Raw genomic sequence first — 26,539 nt, 5'->3', positions numbered from 1 at the left:
TTCATATGATAGTTTTGGAAAGATATTTTACAATGTAGTAAAAAAGAGATATGAATTCTTTCGAGTGAAAGGAATAAAATTTTCATAATCAAAAAAGTAGAATCTTATTTTGATACTTTCTCCAAAAATTTGCAAAAATTCTTGCTACAATTAAGAAATTTTTATTCTTACTTAAATAATGAGATATACCATTTATTGTTAATACTATAAATATTATCAAGGCAAAATTATGAAGAGAGTTTTTTTATTATGTTGGATAATTTGTGGATATATTTATGCCATAAATTCCCATGAGGCACAATCGCTACAACAAGTAGATTCTATACAAGAAATCACAAAGATACAACAAACAAAGGATGAACAAATCAAGTTTATTTATGGTTTTGATTTTGATTTTTTTGCTGATAACCTTGAAGATTCGGCGTTATATTGGGCTACAAGAACTCTTCTTACTGCCGGAGTATTTCCAGAAATTGGTGCGAGTTTTTATGGGCATAAAGTGCGTGTAGGGGGATATTTCTTAGCAAATATGGGAGAGAAATTTCCTAATCCAAAAGATAATCGTATGGGAATTACTCTTTATTATGATACAAGTTATAAAAATTTTAAGGGATATTTTGGAATCTTGCCACGAAAATATTGGCTCGGTAAATATCCCGCATTGTATTATCGCCAAGACTTTAAATTTTTTAATCCTGTTATGAACGGTATGCTTTTCCAGTATGATTCAAAGGAACAGGGCTTTAAGGCAGAATTTTTGCTTGATTGGTATGGTGGGAATCTACAAAAACGTATTGATGAGTTTCTAGTCCAAACATTTTTACGAAAAGATTTTTTTGGTGAAAAATTTTTTCTTGGTGGTTCCGCCTTACTTTTTCATACAAAAAATCCAGAAATTTTAAATCCTAATGCTACTAATCTCGATGTATTTTTACTTGATAGATTCTATTATAATGTCTTTATAGGCGGAGATTTTCAAACCCTGATGCCCTATATGGATGCAATGAATCTAAGACTTGGTATTCTTGCTAGTGTGGAGAGAAAACGAAGAGAATCCACAGGGGTAGATCCATTCTCGCATAGTCTTGGTGGGCAATTTGATATACAAGCACAATTTAAAGGATTTGGCATTTTTAATAGCTTATATTATGGTCAGAGACAAATGAAATATTTTAATGAATATGGCGAGAATCTGTATTGGGGTTTGCCATTTTATCAATCAAATCTTTATAATCGCACAGAGTTGTATTGGGAATATAAGAATGTGTATTTGAAAGCACGATTTAGCATTATTTTTCATGCAACACAGAATCTCTTTTCTAATCAACAGATGCTAACTATCACACTTGATACAGAAAAGCTGATTCAGTTTTTAAAACATTAAAATTTTATTCACAATCTTTTTTATCAAATAAAGAGAAATCCTATAAAAAGAATTTATATTACTATTTATTTCTGATAGCATAAAATTTTAATTTTTAATCAAGAATCTATAAAAATTCTATAAAATATGTCGTAGAATTAGAAATATTTTATAGATTGTAGAAAGGATTGGATATGCAATATGATTTTTCCACTTATATTAATCGCAGAGATTCATATTCGCTAAAATGGCATGTTAGTGAGAATGAATTGCCTATGTGGGTTGCGGATATGGATTTCAAAATAGCACCAGAAATTCATAGTGGATTACAAGAAGTTCTTCAACATGGAATCTTTGGATATAGTGTGATTCCAGAGGAATATTATACAAGCATTATTGATTGGTGGAAAAAACGTTATAATTTTTGTATGCAGAAAGAATGGATACTTTATGCCACAGGCGTTGTGCCAGCTATTGGTGCAATTCTTCGCACAAAAAGTGATATTGGAGATAAGATTCTTATCCAATCACCAGTATATCATGTTTTTTATCGTTGTATAGAAGAGAATAATAGACAAGTTATTGTGAATGAATTATGCTTTGAAAATGGTGTATATAGCATTAATTTTGATGATTTGGAACAAAAGCTAAGTGATCCGAAAACAAAAATTATGATTCTTTGCAATCCTCATAATCCAATTGGGAAAATTTGGGAAAAAGAAGTATTGCAAAAGATTGGGCATTTATGTGCAAAATATAATGTTTTGGTAATAGCAGATGAGATTCATTGTGATGTTACCTATAATGAGCGTTACACACCATTTGCAAGTATTGATACAATCTGTGCACAAAATAGCATTAGCACATTTTCTCCTAGCAAAACTTTTAATATTGCTGATTTACATACAGCTTTTGTTGTGATTGCAAATAAAGAATTGCACGATGAAATAGAACGAGTTTATAAAATTGAATATGTAAATAATCCCAATGTCTTTGGGATTAAAGCAAGCATTCTAGCATATAGTATGGGTGAAATGTGGCTAGAATCTCTTTTAAAATATCTTGCAAATAATCGAGCAATCGCTCAAGATTTCTTTACAACACATTTACAGGAACTTTTCTTAATCCCTTCTAATGCAACTTATCTTTTATGGGTGGATTGCTCAAAGATTATAGATAATGCAGATATTTTTTGTTCTACATTACGTAAAGATACAGGACTTTATCTTTCAAGTGGATTAGCATTTGGTAAAAATGCAAAAACATTTTTTAGAATGAATATTGCTTGTCCAGAATCCTCTCTGCATGATGGATTGGCAAGATTGCATAAAGGTATTTCAATAAAATATCGTGAATGAGTTCAATGAAAAAGGAATTGATGATATAAATCTTAATGGAATTTAATATATTTAGAATCTTTTGAAACACAAATCAAAAACATTCTTTTTTAGGTTGCAATGATGGTTTTTACCAACATTTCTTGATATTTTTACTCAAGCTTATTCTTAAAAATGATTGAATATAAAAAATAAATTAATTTTTTAAAGATTTTATATTGTAATAATTCCAAGTGTATTATAATTAGATTTTAAGATAAAGGTAAAATATGCATGATGCAGATTTAATTTCTTTTAGTATTGTTGCAGTCTTAATTGTCATTGCACCAAGTTGTAGTCGTATTACACGCATTCCTGTTGCTGTAATTGAAATTATATTGGGTGCAATTGCATGTTATTCAGGGTTATTTCAGAGGACAACAAGTTTAGAAGTTGTTGCCCATGTAAGTTTCTTATATCTTATGCTATTAGCGGGAATGGAAGTAGATTTAAGAGGATTTAGTAAATTAGGTAAGGTATTTTATAGAAAAGCGGTATTGTATTTTATTAGTCTCTATGGACTCGCCGTGTTGCTTGTTTTAGTATTCGATCTTGAATGGATATATATTGCTGTATTTCCCGTTATGAGTCTTGGAATGATTGTTACCCTTTTGCGTGATTATGGGAAGAATCAGGAGTGGTTAAATATTGCTTTGAAAATTGGCATTGTAGGAGAGCTGGTAAGTATTACCGCACTTGTTGTTGTCCAGAATGGGTATGCACAAGGAAGTCAATATACATGGAGCTTTTATAAAGCTTTGGTTTTACTTGGTATTTTTGTCTTAGCATTTGTCCTACTTTTCCGAATAGGTAAAGTAATTTTTTGGTGGAAGCCAACGATTAAGTTATGGTTTATGCCCAATGATGATAGCAATAATCAAGATATTCGTTTTAGTTTTATGCTATTTTTTGTATTAATTGGGGTAGCTACACTTATGGGCATAGAGGATGTTTTAGGAGCATTTTTAGCGGGTATGGTTGTAGCAACCTTTTTTGCGTATAAATACGGTATGGTGCATAAACTTAACGATATTGGCTTTGGATTTTTTGTGCCTTTATTTTTTATTTATGTTGGCTCTACACTCAATTTACAAGAAATTTTGCATGATATTAATATTGTTTTACATGGAATCTATATTTCTTGTGCTATGCTTTTGGTGCGTTTAATTTCCGCAAGTATAGCTTTTGGATCATATTTCAAAAGCCTAAAAAATACAAGCTTATTTGCTCTTAGTGATTGTATGCCTCTGACTTTTTTGGTTGCTATTGCGACACTTGGTTTAAAAATTGAAGCCATCAATCAGTCGCAATATTATTCATTAATCATTGCCGCAATATTTGAAGGAATCTTTTTTACTATTTTTATAAAAATTATTTATCATGCCTGGAAAGAAAAAAAGCAAAAATAAGTTTTGTAATACAAAACTTATTTAGAATATATTTACTTCTGTCTTTATTGTAATTCTACATTAAAGCTATCTCGCTAAAACTGAAAGTTTATGTGCTTCTAGACTTTCTGTATCTGCAAGTGTTGCACATGCTTCACTAAGATTTTGTAAGCCCTCTTGTGAAAATGCTATAATAGAGCTTTTTGTGCAAAAATTCTCTACGCCTAATGGTGAAAAGAATTTTGCACTTCCTCCTGTTGGGAGAGTGTGATTAGGTCCTGCAAGATAGTCACCAATTGCTTCAGGAGTGTAATGTCCTAGAAAAATAGCACCAGCAGCTTTAATTTGAGGAAGGAGATTCAAAGGCTCTTTTGTTACAATTTCTAAATGTTCTGGAGCAATTTCATTCATAAGCATACTTGCTTGGATTAGATTCTCTACTATGATAATTGCACCACGATTATTAATGCTTTTTTCTGCGATAGTTTTCCGTGAAAGAGTTGCTAGTTTCTCATCAATTTTAATGGCTACTTCTCGTGCTAAATCTATATTGTCGGTAATAAGGATAGAACTTGCCATTTCATCATGTTCTGCTTGTGCAAGCATATCAATAGCCAGTAAGTTGCTTTTTGCACTTGTATCAGCAATAATTCCGATTTCACTTGGTCCTGCAATCATATCAATATTTACTTCACCAAAAACAAGTTTTTTTGCAGTTGCTACAAAAATGTTTCCCGGTCCTGTAATAACATCTACTTTTTTAAAAAGCACATCAGAATCTTCGTTGGCTATTTCTTGATTCTTTTTATGCCATAAATTACTACCGATACCATAGGCTAACATACCAATTGCACCTACGCCACCAATTTTATATCCTTCTGTAATACCACAAAGATGCATTGCCGCAAGTAAAAGTTCATTGATATGGTTATCTGGAGTAGGGGTTGTCATGATAATTTCTTTTACCCCAGCAACCTTTGCTGGTATTGCATTCATGAGTAATGAACTAGGATAAAAAGCCTTCCCGCCAGGTACATATATCCCTGCACGTTGCACAGGTAAAACATGTTGCCCTAAAATATTATTTAAACTATCTGTGTGAAGAAAGCCTTTTGGTTTTGTCAGGTCATGAAAAGCATAGATTCTATCATAAGCTATTTGTAAGGAATCTCGTAGCTTAGGAGTAAGTTTGCGATATGCCTCTTCAGCTTGGTTATTATCAATTTTTAAACAACCAAAACACTTTGGATTCCATCTATCATATTGCCTTACAAGTTCCAAAAGACTATCAATACCTCTTGTTTTAATATCTTCTAAAGTTGTTAAAACTTGTGGGATAATTGTGTGCATATCAGTGTTTGCACGACTTAATAAAACATTAAATTTTTTTGTAAAATCACTATCTTGTATAGAAAAAATCTGAATCATTTTCTATCCTTAGTTATAAAATATCAATTTTTCTTTATTGGTATTTCAAGGGTTAACATAGCTTCAGACCATGTTTTACCATTATGAACACTCTCACATACTTCACTTAGCTTTTTTAAAGCAGAGTTTAATTTGAAATCATAAAAATCAATAACACCATTTGCAACGAAATTTCCCCCTTTGATTGCGTAGGGCATCCATACTGGGATAGGCTTTACACCATTCATTTCAATGGTCAGTTCAAGTCTTCCTTTATTTTTATCCACAGAATCTGGCACAATTTTATTTATTGTAGCAACGATGGTTTGTTTTTTAAATAAAGCAAAAAACCCATCGCGTACATTTGCATTTTTTACTTCATCTTGCAAATCAACGCTTTTTACATTAACAACAGCTTTTGCTCCAAGAAGCACATCTGTCAGATTTTCACCACTTTTGTTCCAAGTGTATTGAATATCTCCAAATGTTCCACTGACCGGAGTTTTATCATAGAATTTATATGCGGTCCAAGTTGTCTTTGTTTTAGAAGTATCAAGTTCTGCACTTAGTGCGATATTGCTAAACATAAAAATGCTTAATATTCCCGATACAGCTATTCCCGATACAGCTATATTTACAATATTTTTATTTACCATAGTTTCTCCTCAAAATTTATAGAATATTGTGCATTGTAACAAAATTTCATTAAAATACATGTTTTAATTGTTCATTTTTAAAATTTTGTAATGAATCTGCTTTGTTTCTATACTCAAATAAAAATAATTATCTTCAAATACATTATATTCTACTAAGACTTCCAAGAATAAGCCACTTTTTGGATTCTAAAATGAATTTTAGTATGAAAAGTCTTGTTATACAATTTTTATGCTATCATGTTTTCTATAAACAACTTCCCTCATTATTTTTCTAAGGAGCATTAATTTGGGTAAATGGAACGCAAATCTCTATCTTACTTTTGAAGCACAAAGAAGTCAACCCGCACTTGATTTGGCAAATCGCCTCAAAGATTCTCATCCACAAAATATCATTGATATTGGTTGTGGACCGGGTAATAGCACAGCAATTTTATATTCTTTATTCCCAAATACGAAGATTATGGGAATTGATAGTTCGCAAGAAATGATAGATTCAGCAAAGACACATTACCCGCATATTTTCTTTTACCTTTGTGATGTGTATGAGATAGATGGTAAATATGATTTGATATTCGCAAATGCTTCATTGCAATGGATTCCTAATTACCACATATTGCTCCCTTTTTTACTTGAGAGACTTAATAGCAATGGCACACTTGCGGTGCAAATGCCAAATAATAGCAATGAGCCACTTTATCGTGTGATTGAGATGATGATAGCAAATCCTAAATGGGGCTTTAATCACTTAGAAATCGAGACAAATGAGACACTCCCATTTCAACGATACTTTGAGATTCTTTCACAATTTACAAGTAAGTTTGAGGTTTGGGAAAGTATTTATTATCACCCTATGCCCTCACATTATTCTTTGGTTGAATGGGTCAAATCCACCAAACTCCGCCCTTATTTCAATGCCTTAAATGATGAAGCAAAAGCAGAGTTTGAAAGTGAGCTTTTAGCGGCTATTGCACCTTTTTATATCCCTATCAATATGTCTTTTGTGGGTAGTCGGGAAGGAGACTCCACATTACAGAATCCATTACTAACTAATAGTGTTTTACTGCAATTTAAGCGATTATTTTTTATTGCAAAAGCAATGTAGCACACCAAAGAAACGAAAATTTATATCAAGGAGGGGCAATGAATCTCAAATGGATCATAAGAGCGTTTGTTATAGCGAGTGTGATGATAGGTATGAATGCGTGTAACAAAAGTGGGGGCAACAAAGGTGGCAAACAAACAAATGTGAATTCTAAAAATAGAGCAGATTCTAAAGAAGTAAATCAAGGAGTTTCTCATACAGATTTTGCTTCTCTCCCCGAGTGTAAGGAAGATGTAGAGGAGATAAAAGATTGTGTGCATAAAGAATATTATGGCGATGACACACTAAAAGAAGAAACATACTACAAAAATGAGAAATTACGAGGGGGGGAGGGGTTATTATAAAAATGGTAACTTAAAAGATGAGCTATTGATTGATGCGTATGATAATGCCGTAATGAAAGCATACTATCCAAATGGGAAGCTCATGCTAGAAACTAATGGTAAAAATGGCAAGATAGAGGGTGTAGAGAAGCACTATCACGAAAATGGCAAACTCAAAATGGAAGTGCCATACACAAATGATGAGCGAGAAGGTGTGCTGAAGTATTATAATGAAGAGGGCGAATACCGCTATGAGATTCTCTATGGTGTAGGCACGGCAGCAAATGGTCGATGTGCGAATGGGAAGTTACTATTACCCTCTATGCTAAAGACACTTGGAATGGGAGAGGATACTGCAGTATGCGATGAGAGATGAGAATCTAGGCTAAAGAATCTTTTCTTTGCAAAGCCATGAGAAATGCTACAAACATATTGCTCATATCAAAGAATAGAGAATTAGACACAGAGCATAGAATCAAGGAATGCCTTAAATATATACTTTCTTACCACTGCAACTTGCCTGTGCGATTTGGCTTTTGCAATAGAGTTTTGACATTATCTATTGTTTTTATCTCAAGTTCTTTTCCATAAAGCAAACTGATACTATTTAACGCATGATAGATTCTGTTATTATCGTTGTTTGCTATGGCTTTTTTATAATCTGCAAACGAGGATTCTAGACTCATAAGCCTTTAGAATACTAAAATTTCACAATATATTTCATGTGTTTATTTTCTTGTTTTTGATATTGTGTTGTTTGCTCCAACATCCCTTCTAGTTCTGCCTTAAACAATCCTCCCGCTACACTTAAATTACCTTTTAAATGTGATAGCGTAGATTGGTATTCCTCTATACTTTTGGAAATACTTACTTCAAATTCAAATGCTTGTAGTGTCCCACCTTCTCTGTATGTCGTCAAAGCACTCCGTATTTGATTGGGTAGCATACCCGTATTGATATGTTCTGCTTCTATCCATTTTTGTAAATCTTGTGGAGATTTTTTTGCACTATTAGGCTCAACAGAAAAACTTCCTGTTTGTTGCATACTATTGGCTTCTTTGTTGCTCACCTGAGACTCCCTGTTTGCACTGATGCCTCCACCATGTAGACGATAACTAACATCCAATTTTCCTCCTATATTACTTTTACTCTTAGAACTAGATGAAGAACTCATTGCATGAACTTCCTTAATGTCTGTAGCCCCCATAAAAAACAGCAACTCTCTTATAATTTGAAGCTTATAATCATATATATCTATATTACCAAAGTCATACATATTATCATGTGGCTCAAGTGGTAATGCCACTTGATTACCATTTTTTTGTATTTCCTGTATAGTTAGCACTTTATTGCCATTCTTAAACTTATATCCTGAATTTTCTAATTCATCGTTTGCAATTATTTCATACTTATTTTTGGGGAACAATTTATCTCTCTGACTTGGATTTTGTTCTAAATTATATGCAGTTTGCGGATCGAGTATTGCTAATATTTTATTACCCATTATTTTTCTCCTTTTAATGCAAAATATATGCCTAATGCGATAATAACAACTATGCCTATCCCAATATATATCGCATTATTGCACATCTTACCATTATTTGATTGAGCTTTAAACTCTTCTTTAAACTCTTCTTTAAACTCTTCTTTAAACTCTAAGAATCTCTTATATGACAATCCCATAACATCACATGTTGCTTTGATATTTTCTTCACTTTCATTATTATCTAAAAGTATGAGTGCGATTCGTTTGCGTCCATATATATCTAGCTCTGGATGTTTTATAGCACAAAAAAGTTGCCCATTATCAAGCGTTGTATATAGCTCATCTTGCACATTGATGGTTTCGATGGCTTTGAGTATTTGTGTGATGATACTATTTTCTTCGTTTTCTTCTTGCACGATTCTACCATTTAGGGCAGTTACATGCTTACCACCCTTTTCTTGACCCTGTATTGTTATTACTATCATTGCTTAACGACCTTTTGTATAAAATCTTTAATTTCATTTTTTGGACTTTTTGTCATATCAAATATGCTACACTCTAATCCTCTTTGTCTTATTTCATTTTCAATTTTTGTTTTTTCTCCTGCTAATATTTTATCACCTCTTGTCCCAATAGCAAGACATCTCTTAAACCCCCTACCTTTTGTTTCATTTATACAATTTCCTATCCCATAATGAATCTTTTTATTTGTTTTGTATTCATCGGCATTAAATACATACGCAAGGAATACTTTGTCTTTGTACCTTTGTAACTCATCTTTGAGTTCCTCTTTACTTCTTAATACTGCTTCCATAGTCGAACCACTAGTGTTATGCACAAGTAAATTATTTATATGGACACCTGTTCTATCATGTGTAGCTGTTGCGGTATAGTCATTAGCAAACACTTTTCCAGCTAAGATATGTATCAATGTATCTTTCCCCGCTGCTGTTTCACCCAATAAAAGTAGTGTATCTTTTGTTGGTTTTCGAGTTGTGTTTTGGTCTGTGTTTTTGTCATCGTCATCTGATAACCACGAGTATAATGCAGCTAGTCCTCCAGCTACTGCTATTCCCCCTACAATCCATGGTAATGGCATAATGCCTCCTTTAAGTTAAAATATATGCCTAAGGCAAATGAAAGACTCTTTTGCTTTATGATTCTCAAAGTCCTTCATTTTGCCTTATTGTATATGCACCCTATATTGAGAATGTATATTTGCTTTTTCTTGCATGAGATTGCAAGCATTTGCATTGAGTGTATAGAATCTTTTTTTAGTATATGTTGCACGAAAATAATTTTCATACATTGTATCTATCTTACATATTTCAGGTCTAGTCTCATAAATGAGACATTGATTTGTGTGCATATCTAAGAATTTACAGATTCCATTACCCATATCAAAATCACTTAATGCTTCAATATGCGTGATATGTTTGCAGCATTCCCCACAGCTCGTGCAAGGAAATGTCAAATGTTGAGAATCTCTATGTGCTTTGTGAGATTCCATATTTTTATCCTTCTTTTTTCTTCGCACTCTCTTAAAGAGTGTATAATTGCCATAGCAATATGGCATTCTCTATCTCTACATTCTCTCAAACAAAGATGTAATGCGAAGTGCTTAAGTGCTATTGGAACTCAAAAGTATCTTAACCGCACAAGTGATTTTACAAAAAAAAAACAAGTCAAGGTATTTTATGACTCTTTGAGATGGGGGATTTGTGGAGCTTTGAGGGCTGATGAGGATAACACAATAGCACAAAAAGACAAAAAAGGAGAAAAGATGAAAAGATTGTTTTTAGGCGTTTGTATGGCTTTATTATTCAATGCGTGTGGCGATAGAGACAATCAATCAGATTCTTCAATAAATCAAGCAACTCAAAATACCAAAGATGAAGCACAAATCAAAGAAAATACAGAATCTGCAAAGCCCCGCACACAAACAAACTCACAAGATACAAAAGAAGCAAGTGAGCAATCAAAGATGATAGAATCTCAAGCAAATTCTCAACACAATAGAGAATCTCACTTATCAGATTCTAATCCTGCCACGCGAGATTCACAAGCCCAAAATCTCCAAGATTCTAAGGATATAGAATCTCAAGCTTTGCAAAGCTCATCTCAAGCCCCCATTCTCAAGGATTCTCAAGCAACCTCAAAGGCTGATTCTCACGCTATTGCACATATTGATTCTAAAGTCGCTTCAATGTCTGCTTTGGTAGGTGAGCATACAAAAGCCACTCGATACGAGCAAGTCGAGGGTATGGATATGCATGAGAAGCGATACGATGATAAGATAACTTATGGCGATATAGAGCGCACAAGGCTTGATGGGAGCTACAATGAGAGTGAAGAAAATGAGGAGGAATATTACAGCAAAGAAAATATCGCCGCAAGAAATAAAGTCATCGCAAAGACACAAGTCAAAGAAAAGGGCTATGTGAGTAGCTTTTTTCAGCTTGATGGCTTCATAGAGGGCGAAAGCAAAACAGGCGAAAAGACAATCAACGAAGTGCGAGTATGGGCGTATTATGAGCTGATCAATGGCACGAAAGTCGTGCGTTTGGAGCTTCCTTTTGGACTTACTCCGCTAAGCCAGATAGACAAAGAAAGCAAATCGCGTAGCACACTCACAAAAGAAGAGCAAAAACACAAGCTTGATTCTATCAGCGAACTTGAAGTGCATTTCTTTGGTTTGGATACTTGCAGGGGCTTTGAAGCACAAGGGATATGGCAGAGCAATGAGCTTATCAATACTCAAGATTCACGATATGTAGAAGAAGGTGTAGAACAGGACATACAAGAAAGTCCAACATTTCAGAATCTCACCTCCTCTCTCAATGGCAAGCGATTTTATTTTTGTGAGAGCAATACGCCCTTTAGTCATATTTACTTTGCTCATTTGGACCTGCAAGAAAAACGTTTGCCAAATAATTTGCCCCAAAATGCAACAGATGCTACGCATTCAAATGAAAGTGATGTAAAAGATAATAGAGAATCCTATCCCACAGAGTTTATTCATCGATTCAGTGTGCCTTTTGTAGATTATCGAAAGATATTTGATGACCTTGCCCTCTCTCATGACAAAATGAGAGCAGAAATGGAATATGATAGTATGCTAAGCCTCGAGGAGGCGGAGAAGTTCAACGCTTTCTTGCTCCCTCTCTCCTATAATGGCGATATGAGTATAGATTCTATATTTTACACACAAACAGATTTTATCAAAGGGATTTGTCATGAGAGTGTATGCGGAGGCAAAAGCATAGATGTGTTACCAAATGCAGAGATATATGCCGCTCGCAATGAGATAGACTTTAGCTCGCAGTTTATCGATGAGATGAATATCGGCTATATCGATTCTCAAATCATCGCCTTTGATAGATTTCTTTACACCTTTATGGGTGGGGCGCATGGCGTGCCTTTTTATACAAGCAGATTCTATGATATAGCAGGGCAAAGAGATGTAGAGCTTAGCTTAAGCGATGTATTTATCGAGCCAAAGGAGCTTTTAGGATTGCTTGAAGCAAGGCTCAAGGATAAGGAGGTAGATACAAGTATGCTTTTCAAACCTAATGAGCCTCTCAATGTCTTGCCCTCAAGCTTTCGCATAAGTCCAAAAGGCATTACATTTATCTATAATGTCTATGAAATAGCCCCGTATGTAATGGGGGCGATAGAGCTTGAGTTTGGCTTTGTAGAGTTGCGTGAATTTGCAAAGAAAGATAGTGTGCTTTCGCATTTGTTTGAGTGATTGGGGATAGAAACTCTATAATTGCTTGTATTGCAAACGAGACACAATCATAATGAGTAGTTTATACATTAAGATTTATACTTGCTCGATTCCTAGTGGCTAAAGCCTCTTGAATCTAAGAATTGTAGCTCACCATAAGACTTAAAAATTATAAAAACTTTTAATTACCAATAATTGTCATCACTGATAGGTAGAAATGTTTTAATTTTAATAAAATTATCAGGATTCATTAATGGAAGAATTATTAGCTATAATTGTTGGGATTGTGTGCATTCTGATTATTATATTGCCAAAGTTGAGAAGAGCAAAGCCAACAATCGAGTATGATTTATCAAAGATAGAGTGTTTTGATTTTGGATTCTATATATCCAGTAGATAGTATAAATATTCCAGCTACAATATCAATAATTTATGATGATAAGGAGCAAAAATCTTGCGAAGTGAAGAAGAAGTTTTTTATATGATTTTAGAATTTGCAAATGCGACAAAAGCAGTTCGGCTCGTTACCCTAGAGGGTTCGCGTGTTAATAGCCATATCAAAAAAGATAGATTCCAAGATTATGATATTTCGTTTTTTGCCACTCCTAGTGATATAGAAATGCTCAAAACTGATGAGGGGTGGCTTAAGCATTTTGGCGAATGTGTTATGATGCAAAAGCCCGAATCTATGGAGCTTTTCCCGCCTGATTTGCGTGAGGGTTGGTTGAGTTATCTCATGCTTTTTAGCGATGGGGTGCGAATTGATTTGACGCTTATTCCGCTTGATGATGTGGGATTTTATTTTACTCACGATAAGCTTGTGTGCGTCTTGCTTGATAAGGATAATCTCGCTCCTAATGGGCTTGTGGCGAGTGATAGCGACTTTTGGATACCGCCACTTACGCAGAGGAGTTTTGAGGATTGTTGTAATGAATTTTATTGGCTCTATCACAATGCCTTTAAGGAGATAATAAGAGATGAGATTCTAAGTGCGAATTTCTATCTCAACGCGATGAGGGAAACTCTGCTAATCCTGCTCTCATGGCGCGTAGGACTAAAAACGATGAAAAATAAGAAATGTTTAAAACATAGAAATATTGCTCATCAGACGCTAGATTCTATAAAAACCTTGCAAGATACGCTAGATTCTAAGAATCCTCATTCTCATAATCCCAAAAACTCACTCGCCTATCATTTTCATTTTTCACTCGGGAAACATTCTAAGTTTCTCCCGCAACATCTCTCTAAAAAGTCGCGCAAAAATCTCTACAAAAGTTTTCATTTAGGAGCAAAAAAAGAAGCAAAAAAATCTCTCAAATGCCTTGATAGAATCTTCCATAAAAATGCAAAAAAACTATGCAAGTATGACTTCACTTATCCCCATTATCGCAGGAATGTGAAGCGGTGGTGCGAGATTTTGGAGCAATAAGTGCTATAATTTTGCATTATGTTGCAAATGCTTAAAAAGGAAGATTGATGAAAAAAATTCAAATTGAAGTTATTAAGACACATTTTGATGAGGATTTGGCTAAAGAATATGGTGTCAAAAGTCCTTGCCCCGCACACAAGGTAGGTGAAGTTTTTATCAGTAATGGTTTTGATAAGCCTGAAAATTTTTGCGATGAGGCTTGGAAAGCGATTTATCAATATGTTTTTGCCCTAGCACACATGGGGGAAAATGAGATTTTTTATTTCAAAGATTGGATTACAAAGCCAAAGGTTGCAATAAATTCGTGTAATGATGGGGTGCGTCCTGTGATTTTTAAACTCACGCAACTTGATGAAGAGTCCAAAACTCCGGAATTTTATAAGACGAATGATGGGCAATAAAGAAAGAGTATTGCTTTATTGGCAACGATAAATTCAAAGTCCTTGCAGTAATAAAAAGTGAATAATATCAAAGTCACTTATATTGATAATGCTCGTTATAGAAATAAAATGAGTTATAACAGAAACTAAGCTTTGTGTTGGCAAATCTCTTGTAAAACTTTAATGCAGTTGTACTCTAAAGCAATACAAACAAGAATATATCAGAGTATATGTTATAAATATAAAATCCAAGGGGAAGTTAAAGACATAGAAATTCGTTTTCTAGGAATGTTTTTACTCTGTATCTATATTTTTTTGTTTATTTTTTATCTACTAAATTACGATGATTAAAATGAGTTTTAAAAATTTAAGATGGTTGGGATACCAATAATTTTATATAATAATATTGACAGAAGTTTTTATATTTACAGATAAAATAACACAGAACAAAATGAAATAAATAAAAAACTACAAGAACATTACTCATTTAATCCAAGCACTACCTCAAGTTTTTCTTTTAGAACCTGGGGAGTAAAAGGTTTTACAATATAGTTATTAACACCAGCTTTGAGAGCCGTAATAACCTCTGTTTTTCCTCCTTCAGTTGTTACCATAATAATTGGTATGTCTTTGTATTTTTCCTCAGCACGAACTTTTTTGACTAATTCTAAGCCATTCATTTCTGGCATATTCCAATCTGTTATTAAAACATTTATACCTTCTATTGTACTCATCTGATTCCATGCATCTAAACCGTGTTCTGCCTCTAAAATATCTTCATAACCTAATCTTTGAAGTGTATTTTTTATAATTCTTCTCATTGTAGAACTATCATCAACTACCATCAATTTCAATTGCTACTCCTTATAATTAACTTAATTTTATCGTATTTGGTATTATAGCATATTTTTAATAACTAAAATTAAAATTTTATGTTTTTAAAATCAACTATTCCTTCGTAAAAAGCTTTCCCTATAATGACACCACCAATTTGTGAGTATTTTTTTATTTCATCTAACTCTTTGATATTTGAGAAACCGCCACTTGCGATTGTAAAAATGTTACTCGCACATGCAATTTCTTGGGTTAATCTGAGATTCATTCCAGAGAGTAGTCCATCTTGATTAATATCTGTGCAAATGATAGCTTCAATTTGTGAGTTTGCAAACCGTTTTACAAAACTCAGTGCATCAATTTGGCTTACTTCTACCCAACCATGTGTTGCAACCTTTCCATGTTTAGAATCTATACTAATTGCAATAGGGTATTGTAATGCCATATTCTTACACCATTCACTATCTTGAACGGCAATAGAACCAAGTATGGTTCGAGTTGCACCCGTCCGCATATAGTTAATAATGGTTTCTTCTGTTCGAATACCACCGCCCACTTGGACTCTTAATGAAGTATTATTTACAATAGATTCTATAGTATTGAGATTTCTAGGACTACCTTCAAATGCCCCATCTAAATCAATAACATGCAACCATTTTGCACCACAATCTTCAAAATATTTTGCAAAATCAAGTGCATTTCCGTAAATTTTTGCACTTGATTTGTCCCCTTTTGTTAATCTTACAGCTTTAGAATCTAACAAGTCAATGGCGGGAAAAATTTCCATAATTATCCCCTATTTCAGTCTTGTAAATTATCTAAAACTGATTGTTTTAGCATCTTATAGCGCGACATGACATTGCCATCAAGATTACCAAGGTTTGAAGTAATCACAACACCGCCACGAGAAACTGCATTGTCTGCTTCAATTTGAATTTTTTCTCTGTTTTTAAGATTCTCTTTTAAATATACATAATCAATTGGATTTACTTTGATTGAAACTTGTGTCGCGTCCATAATATTAGAGAGTAATGCCTTTGTAAGCTCAAGTGCAACTTTTTGTGAATTTTCTTCGATTTCTTTCACAATGACTTCTTTTGCCATGTCAATTGCTATGGAGCTTAACTCTTTTTCTAATGCTTCTAAATGAGTTTGTGATTGTTTGAGTGTATTTTCGAGTGTGATGAGGGATTGAATGATTTTATCGCGTTCCTGATTGATTTCGGTTTCTAAAGTCTCACGAAGTTCATTTTTTCCTTCTTCAACCCCAAGTTTATAAGATTCTTCTCTAGCTTTTTCAACTGCTTCTTGCATGGCTGTTTGAGACTTTTCAACTTGCATTTCAAGTTTTGCAAGATTTCCAGATAATTCATCACTTTTATGTAGTAATTTTTCTATTAATTCTTTTTCTAGAGAATTGACAAGAGTGGTAGTTTGACCATTTTGAGTGATTTCAGTTGTAGCTTCTTCAGATGCTGAAATTTCCATTTTTTGACGTAAGGGCTGGGTATTCATTTGCTCAATTGATTTAAATTCATATTTATTTACAATATGATCCCCAATCTGTTCTTCTTGAATTAAATTATGGTTACGAGACAACATCGTCTTGTTCTCCTAGTTGGATTAAACCTTGTTCGGATAGATTCTGAACAATTTCAATAATTTTGCGTTGTGCTGCTTCTATATCACGCACTTTTACAGCACCGAGAAATTGAATCTCTTCAGCAAACTGCTCACTTGCTCTTGAACTCATATTGCTCATAAATTTCTGTTTGAGCTCATCAGCACTTGATTTTAATGCGAGTGCCAAATCTTTTTTGTCTGCTACTTTTAAAATTTCAATAATAGCAGATTTATCAAGCTTGATCATATCTTCAAATGTAAACATCATTTCTTTAATTTCATTTGCAAGTTGCTCATCTCTTTGTTCGATTTGAGCAAGTGTTGCTTTTGCTGTTTTTTGTCCCATGCGGTTAAACATTTCAGCAACCGCACGAGGACCACCAACTTCAACTTTATAGCTTGTAAGAGATTCTACTTGTTGTTCTAGCACAGCAGAAACACGTTTTACAACCGAAGGTGAAATGTCGCCCAAGTTTGCCATACGAATAGAGATTTCCGCACGCAATTCATCAGTAAAAAAGCCTAAAGTCTCTGCTGCACCACCAGAATCCATATGTGCTAAAATCAATGCAATAGTTTGAGGATGTTCATTTACAATAAAATCTGCAAGCTGTTGTGGTTTAACTTTATCCAAGTAACCAAAGTTTTTGGTTGATTGCATTGTTTTTGCAAGCTTATCAAGCACTCTTTTCGCGACATCAGGACCAAGAGTTTTAATGAGCAATTCTCTTGCAAAATCTACACCACCAGAATTGATATATTGATTAGATTGTAAAATAGTATAGAATTCTTCTAATACTGCTGCTCCAACCGCCTTATCAGTTCCACCAAGTTGCATAATATGCTTACTAATTTCAGTGATAGATTCTATATCAAGATGATGAAATACTTCACTTGTAATTTCTTCACCTACTTGTATAAGTAAAATCGCGACTTTCTCGGACATAGAGAGTTCATCGTATTGTGCTCTTTGTTTTTGCGTTAATACTGCTGCCATACAATACTCCTTACAATAACTATTTCATTTCTATTTCATCACGAATAAGGGCTTGAAACAAGCCTGCTACTTCATCGGGTTTTGTTTTAATTGCTTCTTTAATTTTTTCAAGCAATACATCATATTTTACAGCATCTTCGTTAAATCCGCTACCAATTCCGAGCTGTTCCTCGACTTTTTTACGCATTTCATTTGCACGGTTCAGTGTATCATCATCATCATCGAAGTCAAAGAGTGGTTGTTGATCCGTCTCTTCGTCATCATGTACCTCAAGCATTCTTTCTGCAAATGGAGCAATAACTTTTTTGTAGAAGAAAAAGAGAACAATCACAACTAAAACATAACGCAAGAGTGGCATAAATGGACCAAGGTATTTTTCAACAGCTTTCGCCACTTTTTCAAAATTTGACAATGGAGGTACACCAGCACCAATCGCATTTAGCTGTCCAGCCATTATATTAACAACATCTTGTCTATCTGGCTGATAGCCTGATGCTGCTTCTACAATTTTTCTAATTCCTTCAAGTTCCTCTGGACTTCTTGGAGAATATTTCATTGTGATTAGTCCAGTTTTCTCATCAAGCTCTTCCGCATAGTTTCCATCAACAATCACAGCAACACTCATTCTTTTTAATTGTGGGGTTTGCAATTTTGTAGTAGTTTCCTTTTTATCTGGCAAATAATTCTTTACAAATGCACTTTTTTGATATTTTTCTTTATTCTTGGAATCAAGGTCAGGGGTTTCTGAAATATTATTAATAACGCCCGGAACACCACCCGGGTCCTTTTCAGCTCTTCCTTCTCGTAGGATTTCTTCACCTGTTTCACTTGCAACTGCAGACTCTTTGCTATGAATCGTTTCAACACTTTCTTGTTTACCAAAGTCATATTCCATGGTAACACTGACAGTCATTCTATCTGAACCACCAACAAGCTTTCCTAGTGAATGTCGTATCTTGTCTGCCATGTCTTGCTCAGCTCTATTTTTATATTGTTGGTTTTTAAATGCTTGTTCATTTTCAATATCTTCTTGGCTTTGTGTCCCAAGAGGACTACCATTTTGATCTACAATAAATACATTATCAGGTGTTAATCCATTAAAAGAGTTTGCAACAAGATTTTTGATACCAAAAATCTGTTTTGGTGTAAGTCCCATGTTTTCATGTAGAGTTAAAGCGACACTTGCACGCGAAACTTCTTGTTTTGAAACAAAAACATCATCTTTTGGTTCAGCAATCTCAACACGAGCGTCTTTTATTGGTGCGAGTGCCATAAGAGTTTTTTCTAATTGTCCTCGCCTCGCACGAAGCTGTTTAATTTTTAGCTCTTCTGAAGTTTGTCCAAATGAGTTATCATCAAAGATGCTATAATCTACTCTACCTTTAATAATTCCTTGGGAGGCTAGTTCATTGCGTAGGGCAAAAACTTGATTTTGAGGCACTGCAATTGTATTTTCATTGACCATTTTATAAGGGATATTTTGCTGTTTTAAATATGTAACAGCACTTCCAGCGTCATTTGGGCTTTCTGCTGAAAATAATATACCATAGCCATCGTTGGTTTCATTGGTTTTTGAACCCAGAGACGACACAAGTAGATAAGACAAAAAAGCAACAATAATAATCACGGTTACAAGTATGACTATTTGCTGTTTTCTATTTAATTTGGTTATTAGATTTTGCAGTTGAGAAAATATTGCCTTAAAATCCAAAATTCACCTTCCTTAATGTTTTCTTTATTATATTTTTTTATTTTTCTATAATTGTTGATAATTTTTCTAACACAATTTGATTTTGTTCAGGAGTCCCAATTGTAATACGTAGTGCATTTAAGCCGTAACTCTCCAAATTTCTTACAACAATACCCTCTTGTAAGAGTAAAATCCCTATTTTAGTAGAATTTAGCTTATTATGCAATAAAAAAGTGATAAAATTTGCATAAGATTCTAGAATTTGTAAAGATTTTTGCTTTGCAAATGAAATATATCTTTGCATTTCAGTAAAATTATTAGCAAGTGTTTGTTCTAAGAAATCTTTATCTTTTAAACTCGCAGTAGCAGCTTTAAGGCTAAGTGTTGTAATATTAAATGGTGGTCGTAATTTATGCAACATGGAAATTGTTTTTTCATGAGCGATGCCATATCCTATACGCATACCTCCTAATCCATAAATCTTTGAAAAAGTTCCTAGGTAGATAACATTCGGGAAATTTATAATATCTTTTGGATAGATTGCGTATTCTTCATTTTTATATCGGCAATACTCCATGTATGCACAATCTAATACAATACAACATTCTTTATCGATTTGTGTTATAAAATCCATTACCTCCTTTTTTGGTAGGGCTTCGCCCAAAGGATTATTTGGAGTGCATAAAAAAATCATAGATGGTTTATGCTTTTTATAGAGGCTTAGCATAGAATCCAAATTATGTAAAAAATCTTTTGTTCGGATAACTTTAGCACCAAAATGTTTTGCGTAGATTTCATACATTGCAAAAGTTGTTTTTGCCATTAAAATTTTTGTTGTATTATCACATATTGCATGCACACAAAACTCTATAATTTGATCGCTTCCGCTTCCTATAATGATATTTGAAGGTTGAATTCCATAAAGGTCAGAAAGGGAATTTTTTAACTCATGGTAAGAATCATCAGGGTAAATACTAGCGAGACTTGCGGATTCCATAAGGACTTGCTTTGCACTAGGAGATACACCTAGCGGATTCTCATTACTTCCTAATTTAATAATTCTATCTGGCTGGATACCATATTCACGCATAACAAGCTCAAGAGGCTTACCAACCTCATAAGTAGGTAAATCGTGTATATATTGATGAAATTTCATTTGTAATCCTATTAAGATTTTCTTAAGTATTGAGAATAAATTAGGTATTGTAGCATATAAGATTGAGAATTTATATTTTTCTGTTACTATTTTGTAATTTTTTATCAAATTTATAATGGAGTTAAGAAAATGACTTTAATCGATTCTGCAAAAGGAAATCAATATTATATTAAAGGAATTTGTTGTCAAGATGAGGATTTATTACAAAGATTCTATTCCATGGGAATCTATGAGGGTAATATGATTACGCTTGAGCATATTTCCGCAATGCATAATACATATAGTATTAGTGTATATGGCACACAAATAGCTTTAAGAAGAGGTGAGGCACAGTGTATTGAGATAGAGCTAAGATAATAAATTTTTCTGAATTTATATTTTTTAAATTAAGTGTAAAAATATTTTCTAACGGCTAATTTCTTGAATATTTTTTGCAAAAATCTCATTATCTATCCTAAAATCCTAATTCTAAATTATGGATTTATTATTACCAGAATATAGTTTATTGCATAGAAAGATTCTGTGTGTTAATTTGGTTACTAAAGAAACTTTGTTGTTGCTATGATTATTATTTTTCTATGTCGTGGTATAACATTCTATAATTGTTAGTTTTTAACAATATAAATCAATAAATCATCAATTTATGCTTTGCCCATTACTTTATTAATATTTTTTATAGCAAATTATATAAATCTATTCTTACCCATGGTTAGTGTTGTAGTTATTGTAAGCTATCAGAATCTCAATCTAATAAAGACTTAGATTCTATATTTCTAAACAACTACTTTAAAATCAGTCATCAAGGTATGCTGTTTTTGGAATCTTACTATTTCATTCCTTTATTTTGGGTATAATATTATTTTTAGAGTATTTTTACATAAAAATTTTATTTCCCAAGGGAACAAACACTCAACAATATAAAATTATTCTTTAAAAGGATTTTTATGAAAAAGAGAAGTCTTACTTCCTTTATTTTGCGGCATTATTTGAAATTTGATAAAACACAACCTTTTATCTCTATTACAGCCATTTTAGCATTTTTAGGTGTCGGTGTCGGTGTTATGGTGCTTTTGGTGGCTATGAGCATTATGAATGGTATGATAAAAGAATTTGAGCATAAGCTTTTCATTATGAACTATCCTATTACGATTTTTTCAACTTCTAGTCGTGGTTTAAATCCAAATCTTTATGAATTTCTAGAGAAAAAATTTCCAAACCTGAAAATAAGTCCATACATGCAAACTCAAGCTGTCGTGCGTATGAACTCAGAAATGTTTCCGCTTGTCATTTATGGTGTTGATCTTGAAAGGGAAAAGTTAGTAAATTCTGTATTAGAAAAGAGTAAAGCAATTCAAGATATCAATAATCCATTTGGTGCAGTTTTAGGCGAGGCACTTTACTATACGCTTCACCTTGCAAAAGATGAAAAAATCACATTGATTTTTACTGATCTTGCACCTACCGGCTTAGCACTCACACCAAAGATGAAAAAATTTAGTATTGATGGCACTTTCTCAAGTGGTTTGAGAAATTATGATAATTCCATCATTTATACTTCTTTTGAGGCAATACGTGCAATACGAGGGTTGCAAAAGATCGTATATGATGGATTCCATATTTTTTCACAAAGTCCAATGAAAGATATTGTATCTATTCGAGAAGCTTTACAAGAATATACAGATATAACCAAAGAAGAAATATACGCAAGTGCAGAAGGTTGGTGGGAACAAAATGGGAATTTCTTTTCTGCAATGGAATTAGAGAAAAAAGCTTTATTTCTTGTGCTTATGCTCATTATCCTAATGGCAAGTTTAAATATTATTAGTTCTTTACTAATGGTTGTAATGAATAGAAGAAAGGAAATTGCATTACTCATTTCTCTTGGTGCGAGCAAGAAGCATGTCCAAACAATATTTTTTCGTCTTGGGAGTGTGATTGGTGGAGGTGGTATTGTTTTTGGTGTTGTTGGTGCATTTATTGTTATTTGGATTCTCAAAACTTTTGATATTATCTCAATTCCAGCTGATGTGTATGGCACATCAAAGCTTCCTGTGGAGTTATTATGGAGTGATTTGTTATGGACAATTATTGGAGCATGTGTAATCGTGTGTATTTCATCATATTATCCAGCAAAAAAAGCAAGTAAAATTGATGTTTTACAAGTTTTACGTAATGAATAAAGAAAAGGAAAATCGTCAATGATTCTCTATGCCTTACTTGGAATCTTTGGTATCCTTGCAGGATTTTTTTTCCTGCGGGTTATAATGCAAAAAAGATATATTAACGCACTTCAACAGCAATTCCATGATATTCAGTTTCAATGCACAAAGCAAGAGAATGAATATAATCTTAAGATTCAAGAGCTTCGATTGAAAAATGAATATTTTGAAACAACATTGCAAGACAAGATAAAAGAGTTAGAATCTTTATCTCTTGCAAAAGATTCTCAAATAACAATACTAAAAAATGAGTATGAAAAAAAAATACAAGAATCACTAAATGAACAAGAGCAAAAATTTCAATTCCAAATAATTCAAAAACAACAAGAGATTCAAGAAATATTACGCACAGAGAGAGAGAAGCAAGAAGTTTTAATGAAAGAGGCTTTTCGTAATTTAAGTAACGAGCTTTTAGAGGAAAAAAGTAAGCAATTCCAAGAACAGCAACACACAAGCCTTAAGCCACTGCATGAGGAGATTATTCGTTTTAAACATGAAATAGCACAAAATACAAAAGAGCATAGTGAAAAACAGATTGCATTAAAAGAAGAGATTAAACATTTGCGTGATATGAGTTTGCAGGTTTCGCAAGATGCAAGTAATCTTGCAAATGCTATGCGTGGAGATTCTAAAATGCAGGGGCAATGGGGCGAAGTGATTTTGGAGAGATTGCTTGAAAAGAGTGGATTACAAAAGAATCGTGAATATTTTACTCAATTCAATATTAAGAATGAATTACAACAGAATCTGCGTCCAGACATAGTCATACAACTTCCTAATGATCGCTTTGTTGTTGTGGATTCCAAAGTAAGTTTGAGTGCATACGAAAAACTTGTGAATGAAACAGATTCTGATATATTTCTTAATGAACATATTGAAAGTGTGAAAAATCATATTAAGTCTCTTGCAAGCAAGCAGTATCAAAATTATATCGTTGGTGGTAAGCTTGATTTCGTGATTATGTTTATGCCAATCGAGGGTGCATATAATTTGCTGTTAAAAGAAAATATGAATCTTTTTTTAGAAGCGTATCAAAAAGGTATTATTCTTTCTTCACCTGCTACACTTATGGTAATTTTACGTCTCATTCATCATATTTGGAGCAATGAAGCGAAAGATAAAAATATTTATAGAATTCTTGATGAATGCATGAAACTCATAAGGAAATTTGATAATTTTACAAAAAATATGGACAAAATAGAGAGAGCATTGGAGAGTGCAAAAAGTGCCTATAGTGATGCGAATACTCAACTGCGTGGTAAGGGATCAATGGCGAGCTATGTGCGTAATCTTGATAATTTAATGTCAAAATTATACACACAAGGAGATGAAGAGATAATGCAACCTTTAATGCAGAATCTTTGCTTGCCAGATTCTATCAAAAAGGAAAATCAAAAAAATCCTCATACAATATCCCACGATTCCTCTTCATAAGAAAAGCAAAAGCAGTTACTATAAGGTATATTATTTTGTTTGTAGAGGTGTCAAAGGTTATTTCAACAACCTGAAATAAAACATTTTTAATCTCCCATAAGGTTTTGTATTAAGTAGAATTATAGGAGAAATTTTGAAATAAAAGCATAAAACTATGATTTTTACTAAAAAGTATTGACTTTTAAAAAAAATAACGATATAGTTCTATTTTTATTGTAGCCATAAGTTACAATATACAACATATTAGTAATTGTATTCCGGATTAGCTCAGCGGTAGAGTAGGTGGCTGTTAACCACTTGGTCGCAGGTTCGAATCCTGCATCCGGAGCCACTTTTTATTTTTCTTTCCTTTATAGTATTAAATTTTAAATTGATGTTTTAACCTCCTTTCTTGTCGCTACAATGTTTTATGCTGTTCTGTATTGTGCGACAATTTTTTATCATAAAAAATTACCAATCGCTAAGTCTATTTCTTTGCTAGAATTTTTGTAACATAATAGGAATTGCACAAAAATAATACATAATAACTAGACAAAATCAAAATAACAAGATAAAATGAGTATATTCTAGTGAATTTCTTGTAATATTATAACACTAGATTGACTACTTTTAAAGGATATAATGTGGCAAAAGAATCTGTTACGCTAATAAACAATAGCACAAATGAGAGTTTTGAGTTTGATTTGATACCTTGCACAAGAGGACCAAAGGCGGTTAATTTTAGTAAACTTTTTGACACCGCAAAGATTTTTTCTTATGATCCCGGTTATGGTAGCACTGCTGGTTGTGAATCTACAATTAGTTTTGTTAATGGAAAAGATGGAGAACTGTTGTATAAAGGGTATCCAATCCAAGATTTGGTAGCGAAATATAAATTTACAGATGTATGTCGATTACTTATTGCAGAAGAAGGACTACCAAAGAACGACAAAGAATCTAATGAATTTGATCTCGAACTGCGACATAGGGGTTTTTTGCATGAAAGATTAAAAAGTGTTTTTAATGCTTTTCCAGATAAATCGCATCCAATGGCAACTTTATCGGCACTTGTGAGCATATTAGCAACTTTATATTATGACCACAAAGAAATGGGCGATGAAGATGATTATCAAACAATGGCAAGAAGGATTATTGCTAAAACTTCTACAATGGTAGCTTTTTGCTATCGACATAGTGTTGGTGCACCTTTTATTGAACCCGATATTTCAAAGAGTTATGTTGAGAATTTTTTATATATGTTGCGTGGTTATCCTCATGGCAAATTTAAACAAACTCTACATGGAGAACAGGGAATCCAAGCAGTAGAAATTGAAGCACTTGATAAGATTCTAACTCTTCATGCAGAGCATGGGCAGAATGCTTCAACAACAACTGTTCGTAATGTTGCTTCGACTGGTGTGCATCCGTATGCTGCTATTTCCGCTGGCATCGCTGCACTCTGGGGACCCGCACATGGAGGTGCAAATGAAGCTGTGTTAAAGCAACTAAATGAAATAGGCGATGTTAAAAATGTTGATAAGTATATTGCAAAGGTAAAAGATAAAAATGATCCTTTTAGATTGATGGGATTTGGGCATCGTGTGTATAAGAATTATGATCCACGTGCAAAAACACTTAAGGCACTCAAAGATGATTTGAACAAACGAGGTATCAAAATGGACATGCGTTTGAGTGAAATAGCGGAAAAAGTAGAAGAAGTTGCATTAAACGATAGTTATTTCATTGAACGCAAACTTTATCCAAATGTTGATTTTTATAGTGGCATTATTCTTACTGCATTAAAGATTCCAACAGAGCTTTTTACCCCAATATTTGTTTTGGGTAGAATGCCTGGTTGGTGTGCTAACTTAATAGAGCATGTAAAAAATCCATCAGTAAGAATTACTCGTCCAAGACAAGTATATGTTGGCAAGTAAAAATTTTGTGAACATTTATATTCTTTGAGA

26 protein-coding genes and 1 tRNA gene are annotated in these 26,539 nt (G+C 33.3%); 14 read left to right on the top strand and 13 right to left on the bottom strand.

Annotated elements, in window-relative coordinates; genetic code table 11:
- The first annotated feature begins 229 nt into the window (after positions 1-229).
- The 3 genes from CQA53_RS01675 to CQA53_RS01665 all read left to right on the top strand — a co-directional run bounded on the left by CQA53_RS01675 (position 230) and on the right by CQA53_RS01665 (position 4,148).
- A complete protein-coding gene (locus CQA53_RS01675) occupies positions 230-1,384 on the top strand; it encodes a hypothetical protein (RefSeq protein WP_115542296.1) in 1,155 nt (384 codons plus the stop codon).
- 173 nt (positions 1,385-1,557) lie between these two features.
- Positions 1,558-2,721, top strand: coding sequence for a MalY/PatB family protein (locus CQA53_RS01670; protein WP_115542295.1), 1,164 nt, complete (start codon positions 1,558-1,560; stop codon positions 2,719-2,721).
- 248 nt (positions 2,722-2,969) lie between these two features.
- The gene (locus CQA53_RS01665) at positions 2,970-4,148 is read left to right on the top strand and encodes a cation:proton antiporter (RefSeq protein WP_115542294.1); all 1,179 of its coding nucleotides are present in this window, start codon (positions 2,970-2,972) and stop codon (positions 4,146-4,148) included.
- A 66-nt stretch (positions 4,149-4,214) separates the two neighbouring features.
- On the opposite strand, the gene hisD is transcribed toward CQA53_RS01665, so the two are convergent.
- Both hisD and CQA53_RS01655 read right to left on the bottom strand, forming a co-directional pair.
- On the bottom strand, positions 4,215-5,555 hold the full coding sequence (hisD, locus tag CQA53_RS01660; protein ID WP_115542293.1) for a histidinol dehydrogenase: 1,341 nt from the start codon (positions 5,553-5,555) through the stop codon (positions 4,215-4,217).
- A gap of 23 nt (positions 5,556-5,578) precedes the next feature.
- Positions 5,579-6,190, bottom strand: coding sequence for a YceI family protein (locus tag CQA53_RS01655; protein WP_115542292.1), 612 nt, complete (start codon positions 6,188-6,190; stop codon positions 5,579-5,581).
- 286 nt (positions 6,191-6,476) lie between these two features.
- Here CQA53_RS01655 and CQA53_RS01650 point away from each other — a divergent pair, with 286 nt between their 5' ends.
- Genes CQA53_RS01650 through CQA53_RS01640 form a run of 3 tightly spaced genes read left to right on the top strand, consistent with a single transcriptional unit; the run spans position 6,477 to position 7,991 of the window.
- Positions 6,477-7,292 (top strand): methyltransferase domain-containing protein, encoded by an 816-nt coding sequence (locus tag CQA53_RS01650; protein ID WP_181882318.1) that lies wholly within the window; start codon positions 6,477-6,479, stop codon positions 7,290-7,292.
- A 38-nt stretch (positions 7,293-7,330) separates the two neighbouring features.
- Positions 7,331-7,636, top strand: a complete 306-nt coding sequence (locus CQA53_RS01645; RefSeq protein ID WP_115542290.1) for a hypothetical protein — start codon at positions 7,331-7,333, stop codon at positions 7,634-7,636.
- Complete coding sequence (locus CQA53_RS01640; RefSeq protein ID WP_115542289.1) at positions 7,602-7,991, top strand: toxin-antitoxin system YwqK family antitoxin; 390 nt, start codon at positions 7,602-7,604, stop codon at positions 7,989-7,991. The genes CQA53_RS01645 and CQA53_RS01640 overlap by 35 nt, the downstream gene beginning before the upstream one ends.
- A gap of 127 nt (positions 7,992-8,118) precedes the next feature.
- Here the strand turns inward: CQA53_RS01640 and CQA53_RS01635 are convergent, their stop codons facing one another.
- From CQA53_RS01635 to CQA53_RS01615, 5 genes are all read right to left on the bottom strand, one after another.
- Positions 8,119-8,301 carry a hypothetical protein gene (locus tag CQA53_RS01635; RefSeq protein WP_115542288.1) on the bottom strand — a complete coding sequence of 61 codons (183 nt, stop codon included), beginning with the start codon at positions 8,299-8,301 and terminating at the stop codon, positions 8,119-8,121.
- A 14-nt stretch (positions 8,302-8,315) separates the two neighbouring features.
- The gene (locus CQA53_RS01630) at positions 8,316-9,119 is read right to left on the bottom strand and encodes a hypothetical protein (protein ID WP_115542287.1); all 804 of its coding nucleotides are present in this window, start codon (positions 9,117-9,119) and stop codon (positions 8,316-8,318) included.
- Positions 9,119-9,586, bottom strand: coding sequence for a hypothetical protein (locus CQA53_RS01625; protein ID WP_115542286.1), 468 nt, complete (start codon positions 9,584-9,586; stop codon positions 9,119-9,121). The genes CQA53_RS01630 and CQA53_RS01625 overlap by 1 nt, the downstream gene beginning before the upstream one ends.
- Positions 9,583-10,200 carry a hypothetical protein gene (locus tag CQA53_RS01620; protein WP_115542285.1) on the bottom strand — a complete coding sequence of 206 codons (618 nt, stop codon included), beginning with the start codon at positions 10,198-10,200 and terminating at the stop codon, positions 9,583-9,585. The genes CQA53_RS01625 and CQA53_RS01620 overlap by 4 nt, the downstream gene beginning before the upstream one ends.
- Positions 10,201-10,284: 84 nt before the next feature.
- Entirely contained in the window at positions 10,285-10,611 is a 327-nt protein-coding gene (locus CQA53_RS01615) for a YkgJ family cysteine cluster protein (protein WP_115542452.1), read from the bottom strand.
- Here CQA53_RS01615 and CQA53_RS01610 point away from each other — a divergent pair.
- The 3 genes from CQA53_RS01610 to CQA53_RS01600 all read left to right on the top strand — a co-directional run bounded on the left by CQA53_RS01610 (position 10,576) and on the right by CQA53_RS01600 (position 14,661).
- Complete coding sequence (locus CQA53_RS01610; protein ID WP_181882317.1) at positions 10,576-12,852, top strand: RsiV family protein; 2,277 nt, start codon at positions 10,576-10,578, stop codon at positions 12,850-12,852. The genes CQA53_RS01615 and CQA53_RS01610 overlap by 36 nt on opposite strands.
- 433 nt (positions 12,853-13,285) lie before the next feature.
- Entirely contained in the window at positions 13,286-14,260 is a 975-nt protein-coding gene (locus tag CQA53_RS01605) for an aminoglycoside 6-adenylyltransferase (RefSeq protein ID WP_115542283.1), read from the top strand.
- A gap of 47 nt (positions 14,261-14,307) precedes the next feature.
- Complete coding sequence (locus tag CQA53_RS01600; protein WP_115542282.1) at positions 14,308-14,661, top strand: TIGR04076 family protein; 354 nt, start codon at positions 14,308-14,310, stop codon at positions 14,659-14,661.
- 458 nt (positions 14,662-15,119) lie between these two features.
- On the opposite strand, the gene CQA53_RS01595 is transcribed toward CQA53_RS01600, so the two are convergent.
- The 6 genes from CQA53_RS01595 to hisC form a co-directional block, all read right to left on the bottom strand.
- The gene (locus CQA53_RS01595; RefSeq protein WP_115542281.1) at positions 15,120-15,494 is read right to left on the bottom strand and encodes a chemotaxis response regulator CheY; all 375 of its coding nucleotides are present in this window, start codon (positions 15,492-15,494) and stop codon (positions 15,120-15,122) included.
- Between the two features lie 68 nt (positions 15,495-15,562).
- Positions 15,563-16,261: a 1-(5-phosphoribosyl)-5-[(5-phosphoribosylamino)methylideneamino]imidazole-4-carboxamide isomerase gene (gene hisA, locus CQA53_RS01590; RefSeq protein WP_115542280.1), complete on the bottom strand. Its 699-nt coding sequence runs from the start codon at positions 16,259-16,261 to the stop codon at positions 15,563-15,565.
- A 14-nt stretch (positions 16,262-16,275) separates the two neighbouring features.
- A complete protein-coding gene (gene fliH, locus CQA53_RS01585) occupies positions 16,276-17,076 on the bottom strand; it encodes a flagellar assembly protein FliH (protein WP_115542279.1) in 801 nt (266 codons plus the stop codon).
- Entirely contained in the window at positions 17,063-18,094 is a 1,032-nt protein-coding gene (fliG, locus tag CQA53_RS01580) for a flagellar motor switch protein FliG (protein WP_115542278.1), read from the bottom strand. The genes fliH and fliG overlap by 14 nt, the downstream gene beginning before the upstream one ends.
- 19 nt (positions 18,095-18,113) lie before the next feature.
- On the bottom strand, positions 18,114-19,805 hold the full coding sequence (gene fliF / locus CQA53_RS01575; protein WP_115542277.1) for a flagellar basal-body MS-ring/collar protein FliF: 1,692 nt from the start codon (positions 19,803-19,805) through the stop codon (positions 18,114-18,116).
- 37 nt (positions 19,806-19,842) lie between these two features.
- Complete coding sequence (gene hisC / locus CQA53_RS01570) at positions 19,843-20,940, bottom strand: histidinol-phosphate transaminase (protein ID WP_115542276.1); 1,098 nt, start codon at positions 20,938-20,940, stop codon at positions 19,843-19,845.
- Between the two features lie 129 nt (positions 20,941-21,069).
- Between hisC and CQA53_RS01565 the strand changes: the two genes are divergently transcribed.
- From CQA53_RS01565 to CQA53_RS01545, 5 genes are all read left to right on the top strand, one after another.
- Positions 21,070-21,297 carry a FeoA family protein gene (locus tag CQA53_RS01565; RefSeq protein WP_115542275.1) on the top strand — a complete coding sequence of 76 codons (228 nt, stop codon included), beginning with the start codon at positions 21,070-21,072 and terminating at the stop codon, positions 21,295-21,297.
- A gap of 587 nt (positions 21,298-21,884) precedes the next feature.
- Positions 21,885-23,120: an ABC transporter permease gene (locus CQA53_RS01560; protein WP_115542274.1), complete on the top strand. Its 1,236-nt coding sequence runs from the start codon at positions 21,885-21,887 to the stop codon at positions 23,118-23,120.
- 18 nt (positions 23,121-23,138) lie between these two features.
- Positions 23,139-24,593, top strand: a complete 1,455-nt coding sequence (gene rmuC / locus CQA53_RS01555) for a DNA recombination protein RmuC (protein ID WP_245945575.1) — start codon at positions 23,139-23,141, stop codon at positions 24,591-24,593.
- Positions 24,594-24,849: 256 nt separating this feature from the next.
- Positions 24,850-24,924: transfer RNA gene (locus CQA53_RS01550), tRNA-Asn, on the top strand.
- 292 nt (positions 24,925-25,216) lie between these two features.
- Positions 25,217-26,509 carry a citrate synthase gene (locus tag CQA53_RS01545; RefSeq protein ID WP_115542273.1) on the top strand — a complete coding sequence of 431 codons (1,293 nt, stop codon included), beginning with the start codon at positions 25,217-25,219 and terminating at the stop codon, positions 26,507-26,509.
- Positions 26,510-26,539 lie beyond the last annotated feature (30 nt).

Origin of the sequence: Helicobacter didelphidarum, from assembly GCF_003364195.1 — a bacterium.
In the GTDB taxonomy this organism is placed as follows: Bacteria; Campylobacterota; Campylobacteria; order Campylobacterales; family Helicobacteraceae; genus Helicobacter_A; species Helicobacter_A didelphidarum.
This window is presented reverse-complemented; position numbering and strand designations above follow the sequence as displayed.